General features: G+C 59.5%; 17 protein-coding genes and 1 pseudogene. 14 read left to right on the top strand and 4 right to left on the bottom strand.

Annotated features, from left to right (window positions below; genetic code table 11):
* The first annotated feature begins 54 nt into the window (after nt 1–54).
* From QLG12_RS04010 to QLG12_RS03970, 9 genes are all read left to right on the top strand, one after another.
* The gene (locus tag QLG12_RS04010; protein WP_064381758.1) at nt 55–1,689 is read left to right on the top strand and encodes a methyl-accepting chemotaxis protein; all 1,635 of its coding nucleotides are present in this window, start codon (nt 55–57) and stop codon (nt 1,687–1,689) included.
* An 81-nt stretch (nt 1,690–1,770) separates the two neighbouring features.
* Nucleotides 1,771–2,334, top strand: a complete 564-nt coding sequence (gene pnuC / locus QLG12_RS04005) for a nicotinamide riboside transporter PnuC (protein WP_064381759.1) — start codon at nt 1,771–1,773, stop codon at nt 2,332–2,334.
* Nucleotides 2,331–2,855: an AAA family ATPase gene (locus tag QLG12_RS04000; protein ID WP_282473957.1), complete on the top strand. Its 525-nt coding sequence runs from the start codon at nt 2,331–2,333 to the stop codon at nt 2,853–2,855. Before pnuC ends, QLG12_RS04000 begins: the two co-directional genes overlap by 4 nt.
* A 356-nt stretch (nt 2,856–3,211) precedes the next feature.
* The gene (locus tag QLG12_RS03995) at nt 3,212–3,661 is read left to right on the top strand and encodes a hypothetical protein (RefSeq protein ID WP_108561823.1); all 450 of its coding nucleotides are present in this window, start codon (nt 3,212–3,214) and stop codon (nt 3,659–3,661) included.
* Nucleotides 3,662–4,231 (top strand): adhesin, encoded by a 570-nt coding sequence (locus tag QLG12_RS03990; protein ID WP_108561821.1) that lies wholly within the window; start codon nt 3,662–3,664, stop codon nt 4,229–4,231. It begins immediately after the preceding gene.
* A gap of 71 nt (nt 4,232–4,302) precedes the next feature.
* The gene (locus QLG12_RS03985; RefSeq protein ID WP_197868181.1) at nt 4,303–5,307 is read left to right on the top strand and encodes a heme utilization protein; all 1,005 of its coding nucleotides are present in this window, start codon (nt 4,303–4,305) and stop codon (nt 5,305–5,307) included.
* 63 nt (nt 5,308–5,370) lie between these two features.
* Nucleotides 5,371–6,051, top strand: a complete 681-nt coding sequence (locus tag QLG12_RS03980) for a C39 family peptidase (RefSeq protein ID WP_108561817.1) — start codon at nt 5,371–5,373, stop codon at nt 6,049–6,051.
* Nucleotides 6,052–6,094: 43 nt separating this feature from the next.
* A complete protein-coding gene (locus QLG12_RS03975) occupies nt 6,095–6,841 on the top strand; it encodes a hypothetical protein (protein WP_108561815.1) in 747 nt (248 codons plus the stop codon).
* Between the two features lie 45 nt (nt 6,842–6,886).
* The gene (locus QLG12_RS03970; RefSeq protein ID WP_039768189.1) at nt 6,887–8,191 is read left to right on the top strand and encodes a transporter; all 1,305 of its coding nucleotides are present in this window, start codon (nt 6,887–6,889) and stop codon (nt 8,189–8,191) included.
* A gap of 82 nt (nt 8,192–8,273) precedes the next feature.
* Here the strand turns inward: QLG12_RS03970 and QLG12_RS03965 are convergent, their stop codons facing one another.
* Nucleotides 8,274–9,599 (bottom strand): sigma-54 dependent transcriptional regulator, encoded by a 1,326-nt coding sequence (locus tag QLG12_RS03965; protein ID WP_064381766.1) that lies wholly within the window; start codon nt 9,597–9,599, stop codon nt 8,274–8,276.
* A 345-nt stretch (nt 9,600–9,944) separates the two neighbouring features.
* On the opposite strand from QLG12_RS03965, the gene QLG12_RS03960 reads away from it, so the two are divergent.
* The 3 genes from QLG12_RS03960 to nhaB all read left to right on the top strand — a co-directional run bounded on the left by QLG12_RS03960 (nt 9,945) and on the right by nhaB (nt 13,363).
* Nucleotides 9,945–10,211 (top strand): hypothetical protein, encoded by a 267-nt coding sequence (locus tag QLG12_RS03960; protein ID WP_064381767.1) that lies wholly within the window; start codon nt 9,945–9,947, stop codon nt 10,209–10,211.
* A 285-nt stretch (nt 10,212–10,496) separates the two neighbouring features.
* A complete protein-coding gene (locus QLG12_RS03955; protein ID WP_282473956.1) occupies nt 10,497–11,786 on the top strand; it encodes a hypothetical protein in 1,290 nt (429 codons plus the stop codon).
* A 74-nt stretch (nt 11,787–11,860) separates the two neighbouring features.
* Nucleotides 11,861–13,363 carry a sodium/proton antiporter NhaB gene (gene nhaB / locus QLG12_RS03950; protein ID WP_197868183.1) on the top strand — a complete coding sequence of 501 codons (1,503 nt, stop codon included), beginning with the start codon at nt 11,861–11,863 and terminating at the stop codon, nt 13,361–13,363.
* A 45-nt stretch (nt 13,364–13,408) separates the two neighbouring features.
* Here the strand turns inward: nhaB and QLG12_RS03945 are convergent.
* From QLG12_RS03945 to gnd, 3 genes and pseudogenes are all read right to left on the bottom strand, one after another.
* A pseudogene (locus QLG12_RS03945) lies at nt 13,409–14,126 on the bottom strand (HAD family hydrolase).
* Nucleotides 14,123–15,646, bottom strand: coding sequence for a glucose-6-phosphate dehydrogenase (gene zwf / locus QLG12_RS03940; protein ID WP_197868185.1), 1,524 nt, complete (start codon nt 15,644–15,646; stop codon nt 14,123–14,125). The pseudogene QLG12_RS03945 and the gene zwf overlap by 4 nt, the downstream one beginning before the upstream one ends.
* Entirely contained in the window at nt 15,643–16,623 is a 981-nt protein-coding gene (gnd, locus tag QLG12_RS03935) for a phosphogluconate dehydrogenase (NAD(+)-dependent, decarboxylating) (RefSeq protein ID WP_282473955.1), read from the bottom strand. Before gnd ends, zwf begins: the two co-directional genes overlap by 4 nt.
* A 273-nt stretch (nt 16,624–16,896) precedes the next feature.
* Between gnd and QLG12_RS03930 the strand changes: the two genes are divergently transcribed.
* Together QLG12_RS03930 and QLG12_RS03925 are read left to right on the top strand one after the other, a co-directional pair.
* Nucleotides 16,897–17,079 carry a DUF6026 family protein gene (locus QLG12_RS03930; RefSeq protein ID WP_007957508.1) on the top strand — a complete coding sequence of 61 codons (183 nt, stop codon included), beginning with the start codon at nt 16,897–16,899 and terminating at the stop codon, nt 17,077–17,079.
* Between the two features lie 211 nt (nt 17,080–17,290).
* Entirely contained in the window at nt 17,291–19,036 is a 1,746-nt protein-coding gene (locus QLG12_RS03925; protein ID WP_197868187.1) for a phosphoethanolamine transferase CptA, read from the top strand.
* Nucleotides 19,037–19,167 lie beyond the last annotated feature (131 nt).

Here is a 19,167-nt window from a genome sequence, read left to right as displayed (position 1 = left end):
ATTGGATGCTGGCGGTGGTTTATTACAAGAAAAAGAATCCGGAGTGACAGCGTTATGAACAGCTTGCGCAGTGTGTCGATCAGCCGACGCTTGTGGCTCATCTTGATTGTGGCCGTGGTCATGCTGTTGACGTTGGGCGTGTTGATGCTCAAGCAGATCCATGATGACCTCTACCATGCCAAGGCCCAGAAAACCCAGCATGTGGTGCAGACCGCCAGCGGTTTGCTGACTTACTACCAGAGCCTCGAAGCAGCAGGAACCCTGACCCGCGACGTAGCGCAGAAACAGGCGCTGACCGCGATCCGTGGCCTGCGTTATGACCAGAACGATTACTTCTGGATCAACGACCTCACGCCCGTGATGGTCATGCACCCGACCAATCCAAAGCTTGAAGGCCAGAACCTCTCGGCTATCCGCGACCCTGACGGCTTTGCGGTGTTCAACGAAATGGTCGCCATCGCCAAGGCCAAAGGTGCCGGCATGGTCAACTACCGCTGGCCCAAGCCGGGCGCCAGTGAACCGGTGGCCAAGACGTCGTACGTGAAACTGTTCGAGCCTTGGGGCTGGGTGATCGGTTCCGGCGTTTACGTCGATGACGTGCAGGCCGAGTTCCAGGGCCAGGTGATCAAGGCGTCGGTGGTAGGTCTGGTCATCGCGGTGATCATGGCGTTGCTGGTGATTCTGATTGCCCGCAGCATCGTCCGTCCGTTGCAGGAGACCGTGAACGCCATGGCCAACATCGCCAGCGGCGAAAGCGACCTGACCCGAAGTCTCGATACCCACGGCCAGGACGAAGTCACTCAGCTGGCCCATCACTTCAACGCCTTCACCGCCAAGCTGCGCCGGGTGATCGGTGACTTGCAGGTGTCCGCCAGCGCATTGGGCCAATCATCCAGCGAACTGGGCAACGACGCGGCGCAAGCGCAGCAACGCAGCCAGCAGCAGTCGCAGCAGATGGAGCTGGTGGCCACCGCCGTCAACGAAGTGACCTACGGCGTGCAGGACGTGGCGAAAAACGCCGAGCACGCTGCCAGCGAAATGCGTGACGCCGAGGCTCAGGCCCAGCAAGGCCAGGTCAACATCGACGGCAGCCTGCAGCAGATCGACAAGTTGTCAGGCACCATCGATCAGGCCGTCGAAGTGATTCGCACACTGGCGACCGAGAGCACGCAGATCGGCAGCGTGCTGGAGGTGATCCGCTCGATTGCCGAGCAGACCAACCTGCTCGCCCTCAACGCCGCCATTGAAGCAGCTCGCGCCGGTGAACAGGGTCGCGGGTTCGCGGTGGTTGCTGACGAAGTACGTCTGCTGGCTCAGCGCACACAGAAGTCCACGGCGGAAATCCAGACGATGATCGAACGCCTGCAAAATCATTCCGAGGCCGCCGTGAAGGTGATCGGCGACAGCAGCAAGGCTTCGCAACTGACCATCGAACAGGCCGGCCTGGCCAGTGCGAGCCTGAATGCCATCGGCCAGGCGCTGCGCAACCTCAATGGTCTGAACGCCTCGATTGCCAGCGCAACGCTGCAACAGGCGCACGTGGTTGAAGACATCAACCAGAACGTCACCCAGGCGGCGGGCCTGTCCCACAGCACCGCGCTGGCGGCCGAGCAGTCGAGCGTGGCCAGCGTGAAACTCGGCCAGCTCAGCGAACAACTGAACGGGCTGCTGCGCCAGTTCCGAGTCTGATCCCTGCAACAGGTGGGAACTCGTTTCCCACCTGTTTTTCGGTACAATCCGCTCCCTCTTTTATTCCTCCAAGGATCCTGCATGTCCGGGCTAGAACTGTTTGCCGCCGCCCTCGGCGTGATCGCCGTGTGGCTCACGGTCAAACAGAATCCGTGGTGCTGGCCGATCGGGCTGGTCATGGTGTCGCTCTACACCTGGGTGTTCTTCGAGGTGAAACTGTATTCGGACATGCTGCTGCAGGTGGTGTATGCCGGGCTGCAAATCTATGGCTGGTGGCAATGGACCCGAGCCGGGACGATGCATGACGGGCGCGAGGTCAGTCGGCTCGACACGCGCTCGATAGTACAGGGACTGGCGATCGGCACTGTCGGCAGTCTGCTGCTGGGCGCTGCCATGGCCCATTGGACCGACGCGGCGCAACCGTGGCTCGACGCTGCGCTGACCGGTTTCAGCCTGGTCGCGCAATTCTGGATGGCCCACAAGCGTCTGCAATGCTGGGCGCTGTGGTTCGTGCTGGATGTGATCTTCGTCGGCCTGTTCCTTTATAAAGGGCTATACCTCACGGCGGCGCTGTATGCACTGTTCACCCTGATCGCGGTGCAAGGCTGGCGCGAATGGCGTGCCGACCCGGCTTTGCAACGATGAAAGTGATTGTCCTGACCGGCCCCGAGTCCACGGGCAAGAGCTGGCTGGCGGCCGGAATCCAACAGCAATTCGGCGGTTTGCGGGTGGACGAGTACGTGCGCTGGTTCATGGAGCAGAACCCTCGCGATACCTGCCTGGCCGACATCCCCGAGATCGCTCGCGGCCAGTTGCAGTGGGAAGATGCGGCACGCGCGCAGCAGCCACGCCTGCTGATTCTCGATACGCATCTGTTGAGCAACATTCTGTGGAGCCAGACCCTGTTTGACGACTGCCCACCGTGGCTGGAAAGCGAATTACTGGCCCGTCATTACGACTTGCACCTGCTGCTCTCTCCCGAACAGATCGAGTGGACGGACGATGGTCAGCGCTGCCAGCCTGACCTGGATGAACGGCTCGCGTTCTATCACGCCACTCGAACCTGGCTGCAGAAACATCATCGGCCCTTGCAGATCATTCAGGGCAACTGGGCCGAACGCCAGCAGCAAGCCTTCAAAGCGGTTCGCGACCTGCTCGCGAACTGACCCGGTTTTCGGGCTGGTTGACCCGGTGCATCCCCTGTTTTGGGGTCAAAGTGTCCGTTCCTGAAACACTCCTGCGGGTGCAAAGTGCCCGTCTCAGCGCCCTTCATCCCTTTGTCATGCGACGTGTTACGCAATTGAAACACCTGCGCGCAAACCCTTGTTCCAGAGCTTTGCAATGGCTTTAGGGCGTTGCGAAGGCAGTGACTTGTTTCAACGATGAAACAGCTTTTGTATCAGGCCTGCGCTCGTCAAACCCAACGCATTGAAATTTAAAGACATTCCAAAAGCGGCACAGCTTTCGCTCTCTCCTTCACAACGCTGAACAGGCTCAGCCCGCTGAAGAAGGAATTGCCGTCGTGGGGAATATCAATAAAGCCTTCACCTGCCTTCTGCTGATCGGATCAGCTGCCAGCACTTTCCTCAGTTTCAACGTTCAGGCCGAAGGCAATGGCGTGATCGTGCTCAATCGTGACGTCCAGCCGATCCCGATCGGCCGCAGCGGCGGCAAAGACCCGTACCCCACCACCGTCAATGCCAATCCTTCGGGCCGCATCGGTCAAGCAATGACCAGCACCGAACTCAACGACGGTGAATTTGCCAGTGTAGCCAGCGGATCCTCGATTCGCGGAAATATCACCACCCCGACTTCGAACATCCCCGGCATGAACACTGTGACCAATCCGAATGGCTTGCCTGGTATGGGAGGCGGCCACGGCGGCGGTGCCGGCGGCTCGATCTCCAATACCGTCAACCGTGCCATGAGCTCCGGTCTTGCCCCTCTGACTCGCATGGCTGGAGGTCAATAAATGAATCGCTCCCTGCTCCTGCTCGCCCTCCTCGGCTGCGCCAGCGCAATGGCTGACCCGAGTTCCGTGAACAACGCGAACATTCAGGAAACCGGCATCCAGTACCGCGGCAACTACAACGTCAACCAGGCGGCCGGCGACCAGATGCAACAAACCAACACCAAAGCGATCGCCATCGGCACCAGTGCCAGCGCGACCACGAGTGTCATTCAGCACATCAATACGCCCGCCGACCGCACTGGCAATGCCAGCGCCAACATTGGCGGCAACTCTTTTAGCAATGGCAACGGGATCCTGGGCGTGAACCAGGGCGCCGGGGCCAATAACCAGATGGCCAACGTGACGCGCGTCAGCATCAGTGCTGCCCCGCAGAGCGTTGACGATAGCGCCCTTTCTCAACAGAACGTGGCGTTGTTACCGAGCTCAGGAGCAACTGGTACCCCCGGCAGTCGCCAGGTCACGACAAGTGATCAGGCCTTCACCGGCAGTCGCGGGGTAATCCAGGTGAACCAGAGTGCCGGGGTGGGGAACCGAATGGCTAACACCCTGAGCATCCGGGTCGCTGACTGACCCAAACAAGAAGCAGTGCAATTAGAAAGTACCAACACTTAACCAACTAATAAGCACGACGGAGAAACACCATGAAACCTACAATGGCCCTCAAACCACTGGTTTTCGCACTCGCAGCAGTGATGGCAATCGCAGCACAGGCAGGCGGTCGTGATGATAATCACGGTCATGGTAACGGGCATGGCAACCATGAACCAAAAGGCCCAACCCTGGAACAACTGCTGCAAATCGGCGCTGGCGCCGGGGCTGCAGTGCTCGACACTCAAAACAGCGATGGCAACCTGGTTGGCAACCAAGGCACCAAGAATGATGCCAACGTCAACAACTCTGCCAATGGCACCAACGGCAACGTTGGCATGAACAACACCGCCGGCGATGGCAACCAGCAAGACAACGCCGCCGCTCTGGCCACTGCCGACGAAAGCTTCATCTTCGGCTCTGCGGTGTCTGTTTCCAGCGCAACTCAGGTCAACAACAACAACGCTGTTGCCAACTACTCCACCACCAACAACGCCAACCTCAACAACGTGGGTAACGGCGGTTCCGGCAACATTGGCGTGAACAACAGTGCCGGCAACTTCAACCAACAGAAAAACAACCTGGCAATTGCTGTATCGGGTGGTCGTGTAGCTAACGCCGCTGCTGCTGCGAACCAAAGCTCCACTGGCCTGACTGTGGCCAACAATGGCACTCAAACCTACAAAAAAGATACCCTCACCGGCACTGTCAACGCTGTCGGCGCCTTCGTGGCCGCAGGCACTGCAACCACCAAAGATGATGATCACGGTCACGGCGGTGGCGGCTATGGCAACAACGACCGGGGCCATGGCGGTAACGGCGGCGGCAAAGATCAGAAATCTGACTTCGTAGCCGTGGGCGTATTCGGCCTGGCAGGTGTGACCACTCAACAAGTGATGACCCCTGATGGCTGGAAAAACCCTGTGACCAACAACGCTTCCATCTCCAATGTTGGTAACAACTTCTCGGGTAACGCTGGTTACAACAACGCCGCTGGCGTTAGCAACCAACAAAGCAATACGCTGTCCATCGCCGCAGGTTGCAAATCCTGCATGTAATCGCGATCGAAACGAAAGCCCCGGAAACGGGGCTTTTCCTCAGTCCGCAAAGGCGTATCGATCATGCGTAAGACTGCCCTTCTCGCTCTGCTTTGCTTCTGTGGCCTGACCCAGGCTGCCCAGATGCCGGTTGCTGCCTTGCCGGGCGGCACGCTTGTCTACAAGAACGTGCAAAGCATTCGTGAGCGCAAGTTTGCCGACATCGTCGAACAGAAAACCGACTTCAGTTGCGGCGCCGCCGCACTGGCGACGGTATTGCGCCAGGCTTATTGGCTCGACGTCGATGAAGAGCACATCATCAAAGGCATGCTGGTCAACGCTGACCAGGACCTTGTCCGTACTCAAGGTTTCTCCATGCTCGACATGAAGCGCTACATAGAAAGCATCGGCATGCGCGCCAGGGGCTACAAGATTCCCCGGGAAAAACTCGACGCAGTCACGATCCCGGTGGTGGTACTGATGGAAATTCGCGGCTACAAGCATTTCGTGGTGATGCAGCGGGCGGACAAGGATTGGGTTTACATCGGAGACCCGGTTTTAGGACACAAACGCTACTCCCATGATGACTTTGTGAAAGGTTGGAACGGCATTGTCTTTGCCATCGTCGGCCCCGGATACGACAAGACCAATGCATTACGCAGTCCTCCGACACCGCTGACGGCCAAAAACAAGCTGGATGGATTCAACCCGGTCAAAGATGCTGAATTGATGGACTTCGGGTTCATACAGAGCGACTTCTTTTAATCGCCGATTACAAGATTGGGGCTGGATGTCCCGGGAGCAGCAGATGAAAACCTCATACTGGCTGGCCGCCGCCTGCCTGGCAGCGAGCGCATCAGGCTATGCCAATGCAGGATTCAAACCCATCGAAATCAAGGACCAGGAGCTCGCAGAGCTGCGCGGTCGTTATGTCATGCCGGGGCGGATCATCAGCTTCGGCGTCGTCATGAGCAGTACCTGGCGCAACGCCAGTGGCGACCTGATCGGGGCATCGGCCACGATGCAATTGCAGGCCGCTTCGGTAAAACCTGAATTCTACGTCTCGACCATCAAGGAACACGGCAACGGCAATACCCCGGAACTGGGGACTGGCTCGGTCGTGGGTGGCGCGGGACTCAACTCCAGCCAGGGCGTAACGCAGAGTGTGCGCGCCGCTGGTGACGGCAACTCCGCCTACAACAACGTTGCGATCAACGTCAAAGAAGCCAGTCAGGCACCCGCCCTGGCGCCCGCCCAAGGCCAGGCCTTGATGGCAGGCCAGACCATTTCCGGCAGCAACGGTGCCGGCAGCGTCGCGGTTTCAGCCACAAATGGCGGTGTGCAAATGGCCATTCAGGCCTCCGGCAATCAGGGTACAGCCTTGCAACAGGTCGCCCAGGGTGGACTGTTGCAAAACACCCGTCTGCTGGGTAACGCGAACGTAGTCAACAACCTGACGCAACTCAACGTTGTCCTTAACAATAACGGCATGAGTGCCGGCGCACTGGACTGCAACCTGACTCAACTCAGGGCACTACGCAACATCGGATATTGAACTACGCTGAGTCTCGATCATTGGGCTTAAAGGGACGGCTTATTCATGTATCGATCAGTATCACTGCGTGCCGCTGTATGTTTGAGTACTCTTCTACCGGCGGCGATGCTGCAAGCAGCACCCGATGCCGACGTAGAAGCCCTGAAACAGGAACTTCTGGAGCTTAAGCAACGATACGAAGTACAACAGAAAGCCCTGGCGGTGCTCGAACAGCGGGTCCGGCAGGTCGAAGAACAACCCGCTTCTCCACCCCCAAAACGCCTGGCCAAATCGCCTTCGGACATGAAAGGCAACCGGGTCGCCACCGGCACCGGGGCTGCAGCGGCTTCGGGGGGCGCCGCTGGGGGTAGCGGCGCATCCTATGGCCAGTCACTGGCCGACGATTCGCAACCGGCACAGAGTGTGTCCAACCTGTACGACGAAGCCAGCGGTTTCTTCGGCGGCGGCAAGTTCAGCTTTGAAACCGGCGTGACCTATTCGCGCTACGACACCCGCCAGCTGATTCTCAACGGCTTCCTCGCCCTGGACTCGATTTTCCTCGGCAACATCAACCTCGACCGGATCAAGGCCGACACCTGGACCCTGGACCTGACGGGCCGCTACAACTTCGACAACCGCTGGCAGTTCGACCTGAACGTGCCGGTGGTCTACCGCGAATCGACCTATCAGTCCGGTGGCGGCAATGGCGGTGCATCCAACGTCACCACCGAACAGGACGTCAGCCGCGACCCGACTCTCGGCGACGTCAACTTCGGCATTGCGTACAAGTTCCTGGACGAGTCGGTCAACACTCCGGACGCCGTGGTTTCCTTACGGGTCAAGGCGCCTACGGGCAAGGACCCGTTCGGGATCAAGCTGCGCCAGACCGATGCCAACTCGAACCTGTTCGTGCCTGACACCTTGCCTACCGGCAACGGCGTCTGGTCGATCACCCCGGGCATCTCGCTGGTCAAGACGTTTGACCCGGCCGTGCTGTTCGGCAGTCTGTCCTACACCCACAACTTCGAGGAGTCGTTCGACGACATCAGCTCCACGGTCAACCAGAAAAACCCGGGCAAGGTTCGCATCGGCGACAGTTTCCAGATTGGTGCCGGTGTTGCCTTCGCACTGAACGAGAAGATGAGTATGTCGTTCTCCGTGTCTGACCTGGTGCAACGCAAGAGCAAGCTGAAACAGGATGGCGGGGATTGGGAATCGGTGGTGTCCAGCGACGCCAACGCCGGTTACTTCAACGTCGGCATGACCATCGCGGCCACCGACAACCTGACCATCGTGCCCAACCTGTCCATCGGCATGACGGACGATGCCCCGGACTTCTCCTTCAGCCTGAAATTCCCGTACTACTTCTAAACCGCGACAGCATGAAAAGGCCCGCTGCGACTTGCATCACAGCGGGCCTTTTCAGCTTCCTGGAGCCAGGAAGCGCCGCGCCCTAGCGGATCTGGTGCTTGTGCAGCAATCGGTAGAAAGTCGGCCGGGAAACCCCCAGCACTTTGGCGGCAACGCTGAGATTGTCGCTGTGCCGGTTCAACACATCACACAACGCCTGGCGTTCAGCACGGGTCTTGTAGTCTTCAAGAGTACCCATCGGTGCCGCGATCGACTGCTGGCTGATCAGCCCCAGGTCACGGGCTTCGATCTGCCGCCCTTCGGCCAGCACCAGGCCTCGACGCACACGGTTGGCCAGTTCACGGACATTGCCCGGCCAGTCGTGTTTGCCCATGGCGATCAGCGCGTCTTCACTGAAACTGCGCGGACGACGGCCGGTTTCGTGGCTGTAGAAATGGGAAAAATGGTTGGCCAGCATCGACAGATCGCCGTGGCGCTCACGTAACGGCGCGGTCACCACTTGCAGCACATTGAGCCGGTAGTACAAATCCTCACGAAACCGCTTCTTCTCGATGGCGGCTTCGAGATCGACGTGAGTCGCCGCCAACACCCGCACATCGACCGGAATCGGCTGGCTGCCGCCGACCCGTTCAATGTGTTTTTCCTGAAGAAAGCGCAACAGATTGGCTTGCAGTTCCAGCGGCAGATCGCCGATTTCATCGAGAAACAAGGTGCCGCCATTGGCCGCTTCGATACGCCCGACCTTGCGCTGATGGGCGCCGGTGAACGCGCCTTTCTCGTGACCGAACAGTTCGGACTGGATCAAATGCTCGGGAATCGCCCCGCAGTTGATCGCCACAAACGGTTTGCTGTGGCGTTGCGACTGCCGGTGCAGGGTGCGGGCGACCAGTTCCTTGCCGGTACCGCTTTCGCCGCGAATCAACACTGGCGACTCGGTGGGGGCCAGTTTGCTCAGCAGCTTGCGCAGCTCGCGGATCGGTTTGCTGTCACCCAGCAGCTCATGTTCCTGCTGATCGACGTGTATCGTGCCCTGACCGCGCAGGCGCGCCATGCCGAACGCGCGACCGAGGGTGACCTGCACCCGCGACACGTCAAACGGCAAGGTGTGGAAATCGAAAAACCACTCGCAAACGAAATCACCGACGTTCTGCAAACGCAGCACTTCCTGATTCAACACGGCTATCCATTCGGTACCACTGCGGCTGATCAGCTCTTTGACGGCTTCGGGACGTTCCAGATGAAAAGGCTGTAAACGCAACAGGCCTACATCGCACGTTCGGTCGGCGGCATTTTCCAGGCTGCAACTGTCGACGTCCCAACCTGCAGCACGTAAACCCGGCAATAATCGGTGACAATCGTCGCACGGGTCGACGACCAGTAAACGTCGTAATGCAGGCGCTTCGTTCATGACTGTTCCTTGGCGCCAAATTTTAGGAAATGATCGTAAAAACAGTCATTTGGCAAACCTGACTGTTACATTAGCAAGAATTTGACGGCGTCTTGTATCGATTGCTTATAGGTATACAAGTGAAGCGGTTATAAGAAGCGGCTTTATTAGTTAGCTATCGACTTGATTCTTTCGCCAGGCTTTCAAAATCTGTCTGAATATTGAGTGTATGAAAGAAAGTCGAAATTTCTTCAGATTCCGTGTGACCTGTCAGCGGGTTGCGTGCATCAGTACAAGTAACTCGCCGAACGGTCAGCCCAACCGACGGCACATCACTTGATTGGGCACTATAGAGAGAAGACCCCAATGAACGCCCCGCTCCGTATCAACGAAGCTCTTTTGATCGCCAACCGCGCATTCAAACCTTTCCAATGCGTCGCCTGGGCCCCACAAGACGGGAATGGCGAACTCTGCCTCACCGTGATCGACCGCACCAATTCCCACATCGGTCGCACCCAGATCCCGAGCAGCGCCTACTCCGATCCGGCGCAACTTGAACACCTGCTGCAACAGGCCCGCGCCGAACTAAGCGAAGAAGGCTATGCGTTGCAATCCTGGTCGATGCCACACTGATATTTGTGGGTAATGCGGATGACGTTCAAGTCATCCGCCCTCTTCTGCTAGTTGCGAATCCATTTCCAACTTCAGTCTTTCTGTACAACTTTCCTCAATACTTTCGCGCCTGAATACTTGGCAGGCTTGCGACTGGTTCAAAAAGACACTGTTCTGGCACAGTGCGACCCTCCACCTGTTAATTCTGTCAGTTGTACTTGCGTGTATTCAGGGATTGAATGTCTCCCTCATGCAGTTACCCGTTCCGCCTCCCGGAAATCGGTCGACTCGCAAGGAGAAGCATGCATGTCAACCCAGACCGCTATCGCACTCCCGACGCTAGCGAATAACGCCGGACAACTCGACAAGACCTTTTCCAGCAACGGCCTGGCTCAGGTTTATTTCGCCAGCAGTACGTCCAGCCTGATCCAGAACGTGGCGCTCGACGCGCAGGGCAGGATCCTGGTCGCCGCCAAGGTGGGCACTGCTCAAGGCAGTTGTTTCGGTCTGGCCCGTCTGCTTGAGGACGGCTCGGCGGATCTGGGGTTCGGCTTTCAAGGCAGCGTGATAGGCCGGTTCGCTGCCGGTTTCGAAGCCACCGGCGGCAAGGTTCAAGTCTTGCCCGACGGGCGGATTCTGCTGGCGGGCCTGCACTACGAATCAGAACATCGCACCCTGCCCGCCCTGGCGATGTTCGATGCCCAGGGCCGACCTGACCCGGACTTCGGCGACAATGGTCGGCAAATCGTCCGCCTGCCCGGTGACCTCTCCATGGGCACCCGTGACGCCTGGCTGCCGCCGGGCGTTCCGGGCGCAGAAGCCTGCGACTTCGCAGTGCAACCGGACGGCCACATCCTGCTGATCGCCAATCATCACTTCGAGCTGGCCGATCACGTCGGCATGCTGATCCGCCTCAAACCCGACGGCAGCCTGGATCCATCCTTCAATGGTCGCGGCTTCGTCATGGTTCGCCACTTGCTGCTCAATACCTGGCTGGGCAGCGTGCTGCTGCAAGAAGACGGAAGAATCGTGGTGGGCGGCTCCATCGACTTTCCGCAGGAAGGCCTGCTTGCACGCTATCTGCCGGACGGGCAGCTCGACGAACGTTTTGCGGTGGACGGCTTCATGGCCTTCAAAGTCCAGGGACGCAGTGCTCTGGTCAATCAAGTCATCGAATCAGCGGAGCATTTGCATTGTTTTGGCAGCAGTCGCGATCCGATCCGATGCATGGCCCTGTCTGTCCACGGCAACGGTCGCCCCGATCTGCACTGCAATGACGGTCAGCCGCATCTGCTGGATATCGGACCCAGCGGCTGCCAGTGGAGCGCGGCGCAGGTAATGCCGGACGGTCGCATCGTAGCGGTTGGCGCGACGATCGGCGGAGTTGAGGCCGACTTCATCATCGCCCGCTATCTGGTCGACGGCCGCCTGGATCGAAGTTTCGGTTCCGGCAATGGCTGGTTGCGCACGCGACTGGGCCGCAGCCTCGATACCGCCACATCAGTGGCGATACAGCCCGATGGCGCGATTCTGGTGGGCGGCTATTCGCTCGATGGCAACTACCGCGCAGTAGTGGCGCGCTATCTGAATCACTGATGCGAATCTTCCCACACTTGATCTTCCCCATGGCTTACGGCAACTTGCGCGCTTCTTAAGACAAGGAGCAGCTGATGTCCGGTTCGATGGCCCAGGCGTTCGCGCACAATTTTCTCGGGCATTCGCCCCGCTGGTACAAGGCGTGCATCGTCGGGTTCCTGATCCTCAACGCACTGGTGCTGTGGAGCGTCGGCCCGGTCGCCGCTGGCTGGTTGCTGGTGATCGAGTTCATTTTCACCCTCGCCATGGCGCTCAAGTGCTACCCGCTGATGCCCGGCGGCTTGCTGCTGATCGAAGCGCTGCTGCTGAAAATGACCACGCCCCAGGCACTGTACGAAGAGTTGCAGCACAATTTCCCGGTGATTCTGCTGTTGATGTTCATGGTCGCCGGCATCTATTTCATGAAAGACCTGTTGCTGTTCCTGTTCTCGCGCCTGTTGCTGGGCGTGCGTTCGAAGGCGCTGCTGGCCCTGATGTTCTGCTTTCTGTCGGCATTTCTTTCGGCATTTCTCGATGCGCTGACCGTGACCGCAGTGATCATCAGCGCCGCCGTCGGCTTCTATTCGGTTTACCACCGGGTGGCCTCCGGTAACGATCCGCGCCAGGACAGCGAATTCAGCGATGACCGGCATCTGCCCCCGCTGCATCACGAGGATCTGGAACAGTTTCGCGCCTTCCTGCGCAGTCTGTTGATGCACGGCGCCGTCGGTACTGCACTGGGCGGCGTCTGCACACTGGTTGGCGAACCGCAAAACCTGTTGATCGGCCACGAGATGGGTTGGCACTTCGCCGAGTTTTTCCTGAAGGTCGCACCGGTTTCCCTGCCGGTTCTGCTCGCGGGACTGGTGACGTGCGTGTTGCTGGAGAAACTGCGCTGGTTCGGCTACGGCACGCTGCTGCCGGATAACGTACGTGCCGTGCTGGCCAACTACGCCGCCGAAGACAATGCCGAACGCACCCCGCGTCAACGCGCCGCCCTGCTGGTGCAAGGCTGCGCTGCGTTGATCCTGATTGCAGGTCTGGCATTCCATATCGCGGAAGTCGGCCTGATCGGCCTTATGGTGATCGTGCTGATCACCGCCTTCACCGGGATCACCGACGAACACCGACTGGGCAGTGCATTCAAGGACGCCATGCCGTTTACCGCATTGCTGGTGGTGTTTTTCGCCGTGGTCGCGGTGATTCACGACCAGCAACTGTTCGCGCCGCTGATCCAGTGGGTCCTGGCACTGCCGGCCGAGCAACAACCGGGAATGCTATTCATCGCCAACGGTCTGTTGTCGGCAATCAGTGACAATGTGTTCGTGGCGACGATTTACATCACCGAGGTCAAACAGGCGTTCCTGTCCGGCCACATGAGCCGAGAACACTTCGAGACACTGGCGATTGCGATCAACACCGGCACCAACCTGCCGAGCGTGGCGACGCCCAATGGTCAGGCCGCGTTTCTGTTCCTGCTGACGTCGGCGATTGCACCGCTGGTAAGGTTGTCGTACGGGCGAATGGTATGGATGGCGTTGCCTTACACCGTGGTGATGGGATTGCTGGGCTGGTATGCCGTGAGCTACTGGCTGTAGAAACAATAACGGGAGCCTTGGGGCTCCCGTTTTTTTATGCCTCGATCAGCGCGGCGAGATGTACTTTTCGATGGCCTGCGCCACACCGTCCTCGGTGTTCGGCCCGGTCACCACGTCGGCCTGACGCTTCACCGCGTCTTCTGCCTGGCCCATGGCAATCGACAGACCGGCAACATGGAACATCGCCGGATCATTGCCACCATCGCCAATCGCCGCCGTCTGCGCCAGTGGCACGCCCAGATGTTCAGCCAGCGTCACCAGCGCCGAGCCCTTGTTGGCCTCCAGCGCCGTCACGTCCAGATACACCGGCTGCGAGCGCGACACCTGCGCCATGCCCTTGACCTTCGGCAGCAAACGCGCCTCCAGCTCGATCAACAGATCAGTGTTGTTGCTGGTCGCGACGATCTTGTCGATGCGCTCCAGGTAAGGCTCGAAACTGTCGACCACCACCGGCGGATAACCGAGCCCATGCTGCTCGCGCGGCACCATCGGCCCGTGCGGATCCTTGAGCAGCCAGTCGCCGCCGCTGAACACCCAGATTTCGACGTCCGGCTGATCGGCGAACAGTGCCAGCGCTGTCAGCGCGGCCGTCGTCGGCAGGTAGTGAGCGACCAGAATGCTGCCATCCGGATTGACGATCGTACCGCCATTGAACGCCGCCGTCGGCAGATCGACGCCCAGGGCTTCGATCTGCTGGAGCGTGGTCGGGCAGCAACAGCGTGCCGTCCATGTCACTCAACAGAAAACGGATCGGCTCGCTCATCCCAGACCATGCCAGACGCGACCATCGCGAGTCAGCAGATCATCGGCGGCTTTCGGCCCGTCTTCGCCAGCGGCATAACTCTGCACGCTTGCGTCCTGTTGCCAGGCGTCGAGGAACGGCTGCACCGCGCGCCAGCCATTCTCGATGTTGTCGGCGCGCTGGAACAGCGTCTGGTCGCCGGTCAGGCAGTCATAGATCAGGGTTTCGTAGCCGGTGGACGGCTGCATTTCGAAGAAGTCTTTGTAGGCGAACCCCAGCTCGATGTTGGCCATGTTCAGCGCCGGCCCCGGCCGTTTGGCCAGCAGGTCGAACCACATGCCTTCGTTGGGCTGGATCTGGATACGCAGGTAGGTCGGCTGCAATTCATCGACCTCGGTATCCCGGAACTGCGCATACGGCGCCGGTTTGAAGCAGATGACGATCTCGGTGTCGCGCACGCTCATGCGTTTGCCGGTGCGCAGGTAAAACGGCACGCCGACCCAGCGCCAGTTGTCGATCATTACTTTCAGCGCCACGTAGGTTTCCGTGGTGCTGTCGGGCGAGACATTGTTTTCATCGCGATAACCGGACACCGGTTTGCCAGCGACTTCGCCGGCGCCGTATTGGCCGCGTACCGAGTTTTCTCGCGCTTCCTCGGTGGTCCAGGGGCGAATCGCGCCGACCACCTTGGCCTTCTCGCCCCGCACCGCATCGGCGCCGAACGCGGCCGGCGGCTCCATCGCCACCATGGCCAGCAGCTGGAACAGGTGATTGGGCACCATGTCCCGCAGGGCGCCGGTGTGTTCGTAAAAACTGCCACGGGTTTCGACGCCGACGGTTTCGGCGGCGGTGATCTGCACGTGATCGATGTAGTGGTTGTTCCAGAACGCTTCGAACAGGCTGTTGGAGAACCGGCTGACCAGAATGTTCTGTACGGTTTCCTTGCCCAGATAGTGATCGATCCGGTAGATCTGCTTTTCCGACATGACCTTGAGCAGGCAGGCGTTCAACGCCTCGGCGGTTTGCAGGTCGGAGCCGAACGGTTTTTCGATCACCACCCTTCTGAAGGCTTCCGGGGTTTCTTCTAGCAACCCGGCGCTGCCGAGACGGCGCACCACTTCGCTGAAGAAACGTGGCGCGGTGGCCAGGTAGAACACCGCATTGCCAGTGCCGCTGTCGGCGATTTTCGCCGCCAGGGCCGAATAAGTGCTGTCGTCCAGGAAATCGCCCTGGACGTAGCTGATGCCTTTGGCGAGCTTGGCCCACAAGGCCGGATCAAGCATCTGATCGCCCTTGCCGACCTTGGCTGCCACCTCGGTGCGGATGAAGTCTTCAAGCTTTTGCGCGAAGGCTTCATCGGTGATGGCGTTGTGGTCAACGCCGACGATCCGCAGGCCATCATCCAGCAGGCCGTCGCGACTCAGGTTGTACAGCGCCGGCATCAGCAGGCGCTTGACCAGATCACCGTGGGCGCCGAACAGAAACAGCGTGGTCGGTGGCGCGGGTTCTGCCTTGGATTTCCTGCGGATCGTATGGGTCATTTCTTCGGTGTCTCCACATGGCCGCCGAAGCCGAAGCGCTGGGCCGAAAGAATCTTGTCGCCGAAAGTGCCCTGGCCGCGGGAGCGGTAGCGCGAGAACAGCGAGTTGGACAGCACCGGTACCGGCACCTTCTGTTCCATGGCCGCTTCGATGGTCCATTGACCTTCGCCGCTGTCAGCCACGGAGCCGGAGAAACCGTCGAGTTTCGGGTCGACCGCCAGGGCATCGGCGGTCAGGTCGAGCAGCCAGGACGACACCACGCTGCCACGACGCCAGACTTCGGCGATGTCGGCCACGTTCAGGTCGAAACGCTGGTCCTCCGGCAAAAACTCGCTGGACTTGGTCTTGAGGATGTCGAAGCCTTCGGCGAAGGCCGCCATCATGCCGTACTCGATCCCGTTGTGGATCATCTTGACGAAGTGACCGGCACCGGCGGGACCGGCGTGGATGTAGCCGTGCTCGGCGCGGTGGTCATCGGACTTGCGGTCCCTGGTGCGCGGGATGTCGCCCATGCCCGGCGCCAGCGCGGCGAACAGCGGGTCCAGACGCTTAACGGTCTCGGCATCGCCGCCGATCATCATGCAGTAACCGCGCTCCAGGCCCCAGACGCCGCCGGAGGTGCCGACGTCGATGTAGTGCAGACCTTTCTCGGCCAGGGTCTTGGCCCGACGGATGTCGTCCTTGTAGTTGGTGTTGCCGCCATCGATGATGGTGTCGCCCGCCTCGAGCAGATGGCTCAGGGTTTCGATGGTGTCTTCAGTCGGTGCGCCGGCCGGCAGCATGACCCACACCGCACGCGGCTTGGCCAGGCCTGCGACCAGTGCAGGCAGATCGGCGGCGCCGGTAGAGCCCTCGGCGGCCAGGGTGTCGACAAAGGCGGTATTGCGGTCGTAAACAACGGTGGTGTGACCGTTGAGCATCAGACGACGCGCAATATTGCCGCCCATGCGGCCCAGTCCAATAATCCCGAGTTGCATGTGCTGATGCTCCTTACTACAAATAAAAGTGTGTCAAAGGTATAGCCCAACGCGACTAATGGAGGTTAGTCCAGAGCGTCGGGTTGAAGTTTCCGGGCATTGTGCCCGATCCAGACTGATAACGTCGGGAAACGTGCCGAAGACACAACGACCATGAAAAATAAAAAAGTTCCATTCACGAGCAAAAGAAATCAAAATCGGCGCCGATAGCAGATCAAGGCTCCAAACCGGGGGCTGATCCGCAGTTGAGACACGCCATTTGCGAGGTGAGCAATGGGCACAGTACACACAGCAATGCCGCCACAAACCCTGTACGTCACTATCCGTCGCGATGAATTGCGGCAGTTGAAAGATGAACGCGATCAGCTCAAGCAGGAACTCGCGCAATTGCGCCTGCTGACCCAGGGCGCCGAGCCACAGCCTCTGCCGCGCGTACAGCGCTCGCCCCACGCCTGATCTCCCCCGCCCGCTTCGGGAGCGGCCATCGCCGTTCCCGACATGCTGCACCTCTGGCCCATTTCGGCAACTAACAAAGTTTTCACATCCGCTTGTTGATACTCCGGCGCATTCTGGCCGTGCGTGTGTGCACGGCCTCCGTTCGTCGGGTTCATGCGCCGGTTGCATGAAGCGCCCGGCGGTGGATGTGACGACTGAGCTGGAGTGCTGAATGGCGGTGTTCAAACGCAGCAAAACGACTGCGACAGGTTTCGACTGGGCCGGTTTTATCTGGCTGTTCGTGTTTTTCTGGTACTTCTCCGGTATCACCCAACTGCTGATCCAGTTGACGGGCACCTCAGGCTTCACCGGGTTCCGCCAGGCTTTCGTGATGAGCGCCGTGTGGCTTGCGCCGATGCTGCTGTTCCCCCAACGCACCCGTCTGCTCGCCGCCGTGATCGGCTTGGTGCTGTGGGCCTGCTCGATGGCCAGCCTGGGTTACTTCTTCATCTACCAGCAGGAATTTTCCCAGAGCGTGATCTTCATCATGTTCGAGTCGAACGTGTCCGAAGCCGGCGAGTACATGACCCAGTACTTCGCCTGGTGGATGGTTCCGGCGTTCCTCGCGCACACCGCGTTCGCGTATTTCCTGTGGACCCGCCTGCGTCCGGTGTACCTGCCCCGTGGTCAGGCATTCGTCGCTGCCATGGCGATTCTGGTGGCCGTGATCGGTTACCCGCTGGTCAAGCAGACGATGCGCACCGGCAGCTTCGCCCAGGGCTTCGAAAAATTCGAAACCCGCATCGAGCCGGCCGTGCCGTGGCAGATGGCCGTGGCGTATCACCGCTATCAGGAAACCCTGGCCGACATGCAGGGCATGCTGCACAGCGCGAGCAAGATCCCGCCACTGAAAAATCTCAAGGACGCGGGCGCCAACCAGCCGGCGACCCTGGTGCTGGTGATCGGCGAGTCCACCAACCGCCAGCGCATGAGCCTCTACGGTTACCCGCGTAAAACCACGCCGGAACTGGACAAGCTCAAGGATCAACTGTCGGTCTTCGACAACGTCATCACCCCGCGCCCGTACACCATCGAAGCGCTGCAACAGGTGCTGACCTTCGCCGACGAAGAAAACCCGGACCTGTACCTGTCCACGCCTTCGCTGGTCAGCATGATGAAGCAGGCTGGCTACAAGACGTTCTGGATCACCAACCAGCAGACCATGACCAAGCGCAACACCATGCTCACGACCTTCTCCGAACAGGCCGACGAGCAGGTGTACCTGAACAACAACCGCAACCAGAACGCCGCGCAGTACGACGGCGACGTGATCGAGCCGTTCAACAAGGCCCTGGCCGACGCGGCGCCGCGCAAATTGATCGTCGTGCATCTGCTCGGTACGCACATGAGCTACCAGTACCGTTATCCGCCGAGCTTCGACAAGTTCCAGGATCGCAACGGTGTTCCGGCCGGCGTGCGTGACGATCAGGTGCCGACCTACAACAGTTACGACAACGCGGTGCTGTACAACGATTTCGTGGTCTCGAGCCTGATCAAGGACTACGCCAAGTCCGATCCGAACGGCTTTTTGCTGTACCTCTCCGACCACGGCGAAGACGTGTTCGACTCGGTAGGCCACGGCACTCTGGGTCGCAACGAAAACAAGCCGACGGCGCCGATGTACACCATTCCGTTCATGGCCTGGGCCTCGCCAAAGTGGCGTGAAACCCACAACTGGAACTTCACCGGGGATTTGAGCCGGCCCTACAGCAGCTCACACCTGATCCACACTTGGGCGGATCTGGCCGGTTTGAGTTTCGATGAGCTGGATCGCAGCAAGAGTCTGGTCAGCGACAGTTTCAAGCCACGTCCGCTGCTGATCGGCAACCCTTACGAACGCGAACAGCGGGCCCTGATCGACTTCAGCCTGATGAAGCCGAAAAAACCCGCAGCCACAGAAGTGGTGCTGCAGCAGTAACGAGAAGGGCCGGAAACGGCCCTTTTTTTCGTCTGACTGAAACACCTCCAAATAATAATATTTCTCGTTTGGTGCTAAATCGCCCCCTTCACCTTCGTCTTTGAACAAACGGAATTTTTCCCTCAAAGACA

It is taken from the genome of Pseudomonas sp. V88_4 (genome assembly GCF_029967985.1).
GTDB classification, from domain to species: domain Bacteria; phylum Pseudomonadota; class Gammaproteobacteria; order Pseudomonadales; family Pseudomonadaceae; genus Aquipseudomonas; species Aquipseudomonas glycinae.
The sequence above is the reverse complement of the archived record's forward strand: the minus strand, read 5'-3'. Positions and strand labels throughout refer to the sequence as shown.

Coding starts and splice junctions, on each gene's coding strand:
- QLG12_RS04010 (WP_064381758.1), top strand. CDS start 55: ATGAACAGCTTGCGCAGTGTGTCGATCAGCCGACGCTTGTGGCTCATC.
- pnuC (WP_064381759.1), top strand. CDS start 1,771: ATGTCCGGGCTAGAACTGTTTGCCGCCGCCCTCGGCGTGATCGCCGTG.
- QLG12_RS04000 (WP_282473957.1), top strand. CDS start 2,331: ATGAAAGTGATTGTCCTGACCGGCCCCGAGTCCACGGGCAAGAGCTGG.
- QLG12_RS03990 (WP_108561821.1), top strand. CDS start 3,662: ATGAATCGCTCCCTGCTCCTGCTCGCCCTCCTCGGCTGCGCCAGCGCA.
- QLG12_RS03985 (WP_197868181.1), top strand. CDS start 4,303: ATGAAACCTACAATGGCCCTCAAACCACTGGTTTTCGCACTCGCAGCA.
- QLG12_RS03980 (WP_108561817.1), top strand. CDS start 5,371: ATGCGTAAGACTGCCCTTCTCGCTCTGCTTTGCTTCTGTGGCCTGACC.
- QLG12_RS03975 (WP_108561815.1), top strand. CDS start 6,095: ATGAAAACCTCATACTGGCTGGCCGCCGCCTGCCTGGCAGCGAGCGCA.
- QLG12_RS03970 (WP_039768189.1), top strand. CDS start 6,887: ATGTATCGATCAGTATCACTGCGTGCCGCTGTATGTTTGAGTACTCTT.
- QLG12_RS03965 (WP_064381766.1), bottom strand. CDS start 9,599: ATGAACGAAGCGCCTGCATTACGACGTTTACTGGTCGTCGACCCGTGC.
- QLG12_RS03960 (WP_064381767.1), top strand. CDS start 9,945: ATGAACGCCCCGCTCCGTATCAACGAAGCTCTTTTGATCGCCAACCGC.
- QLG12_RS03955 (WP_282473956.1), top strand. CDS start 10,497: ATGTCAACCCAGACCGCTATCGCACTCCCGACGCTAGCGAATAACGCC.
- nhaB (WP_197868183.1), top strand. CDS start 11,861: ATGTCCGGTTCGATGGCCCAGGCGTTCGCGCACAATTTTCTCGGGCAT.
- zwf (WP_197868185.1), bottom strand. CDS start 15,646: ATGACCCATACGATCCGCAGGAAATCCAAGGCAGAACCCGCGCCACCG.
- gnd (WP_282473955.1), bottom strand. CDS start 16,623: ATGCAACTCGGGATTATTGGACTGGGCCGCATGGGCGGCAATATTGCG.
- QLG12_RS03930 (WP_007957508.1), top strand. CDS start 16,897: ATGGGCACAGTACACACAGCAATGCCGCCACAAACCCTGTACGTCACT.
- QLG12_RS03925 (WP_197868187.1), top strand. CDS start 17,291: ATGGCGGTGTTCAAACGCAGCAAAACGACTGCGACAGGTTTCGACTGG.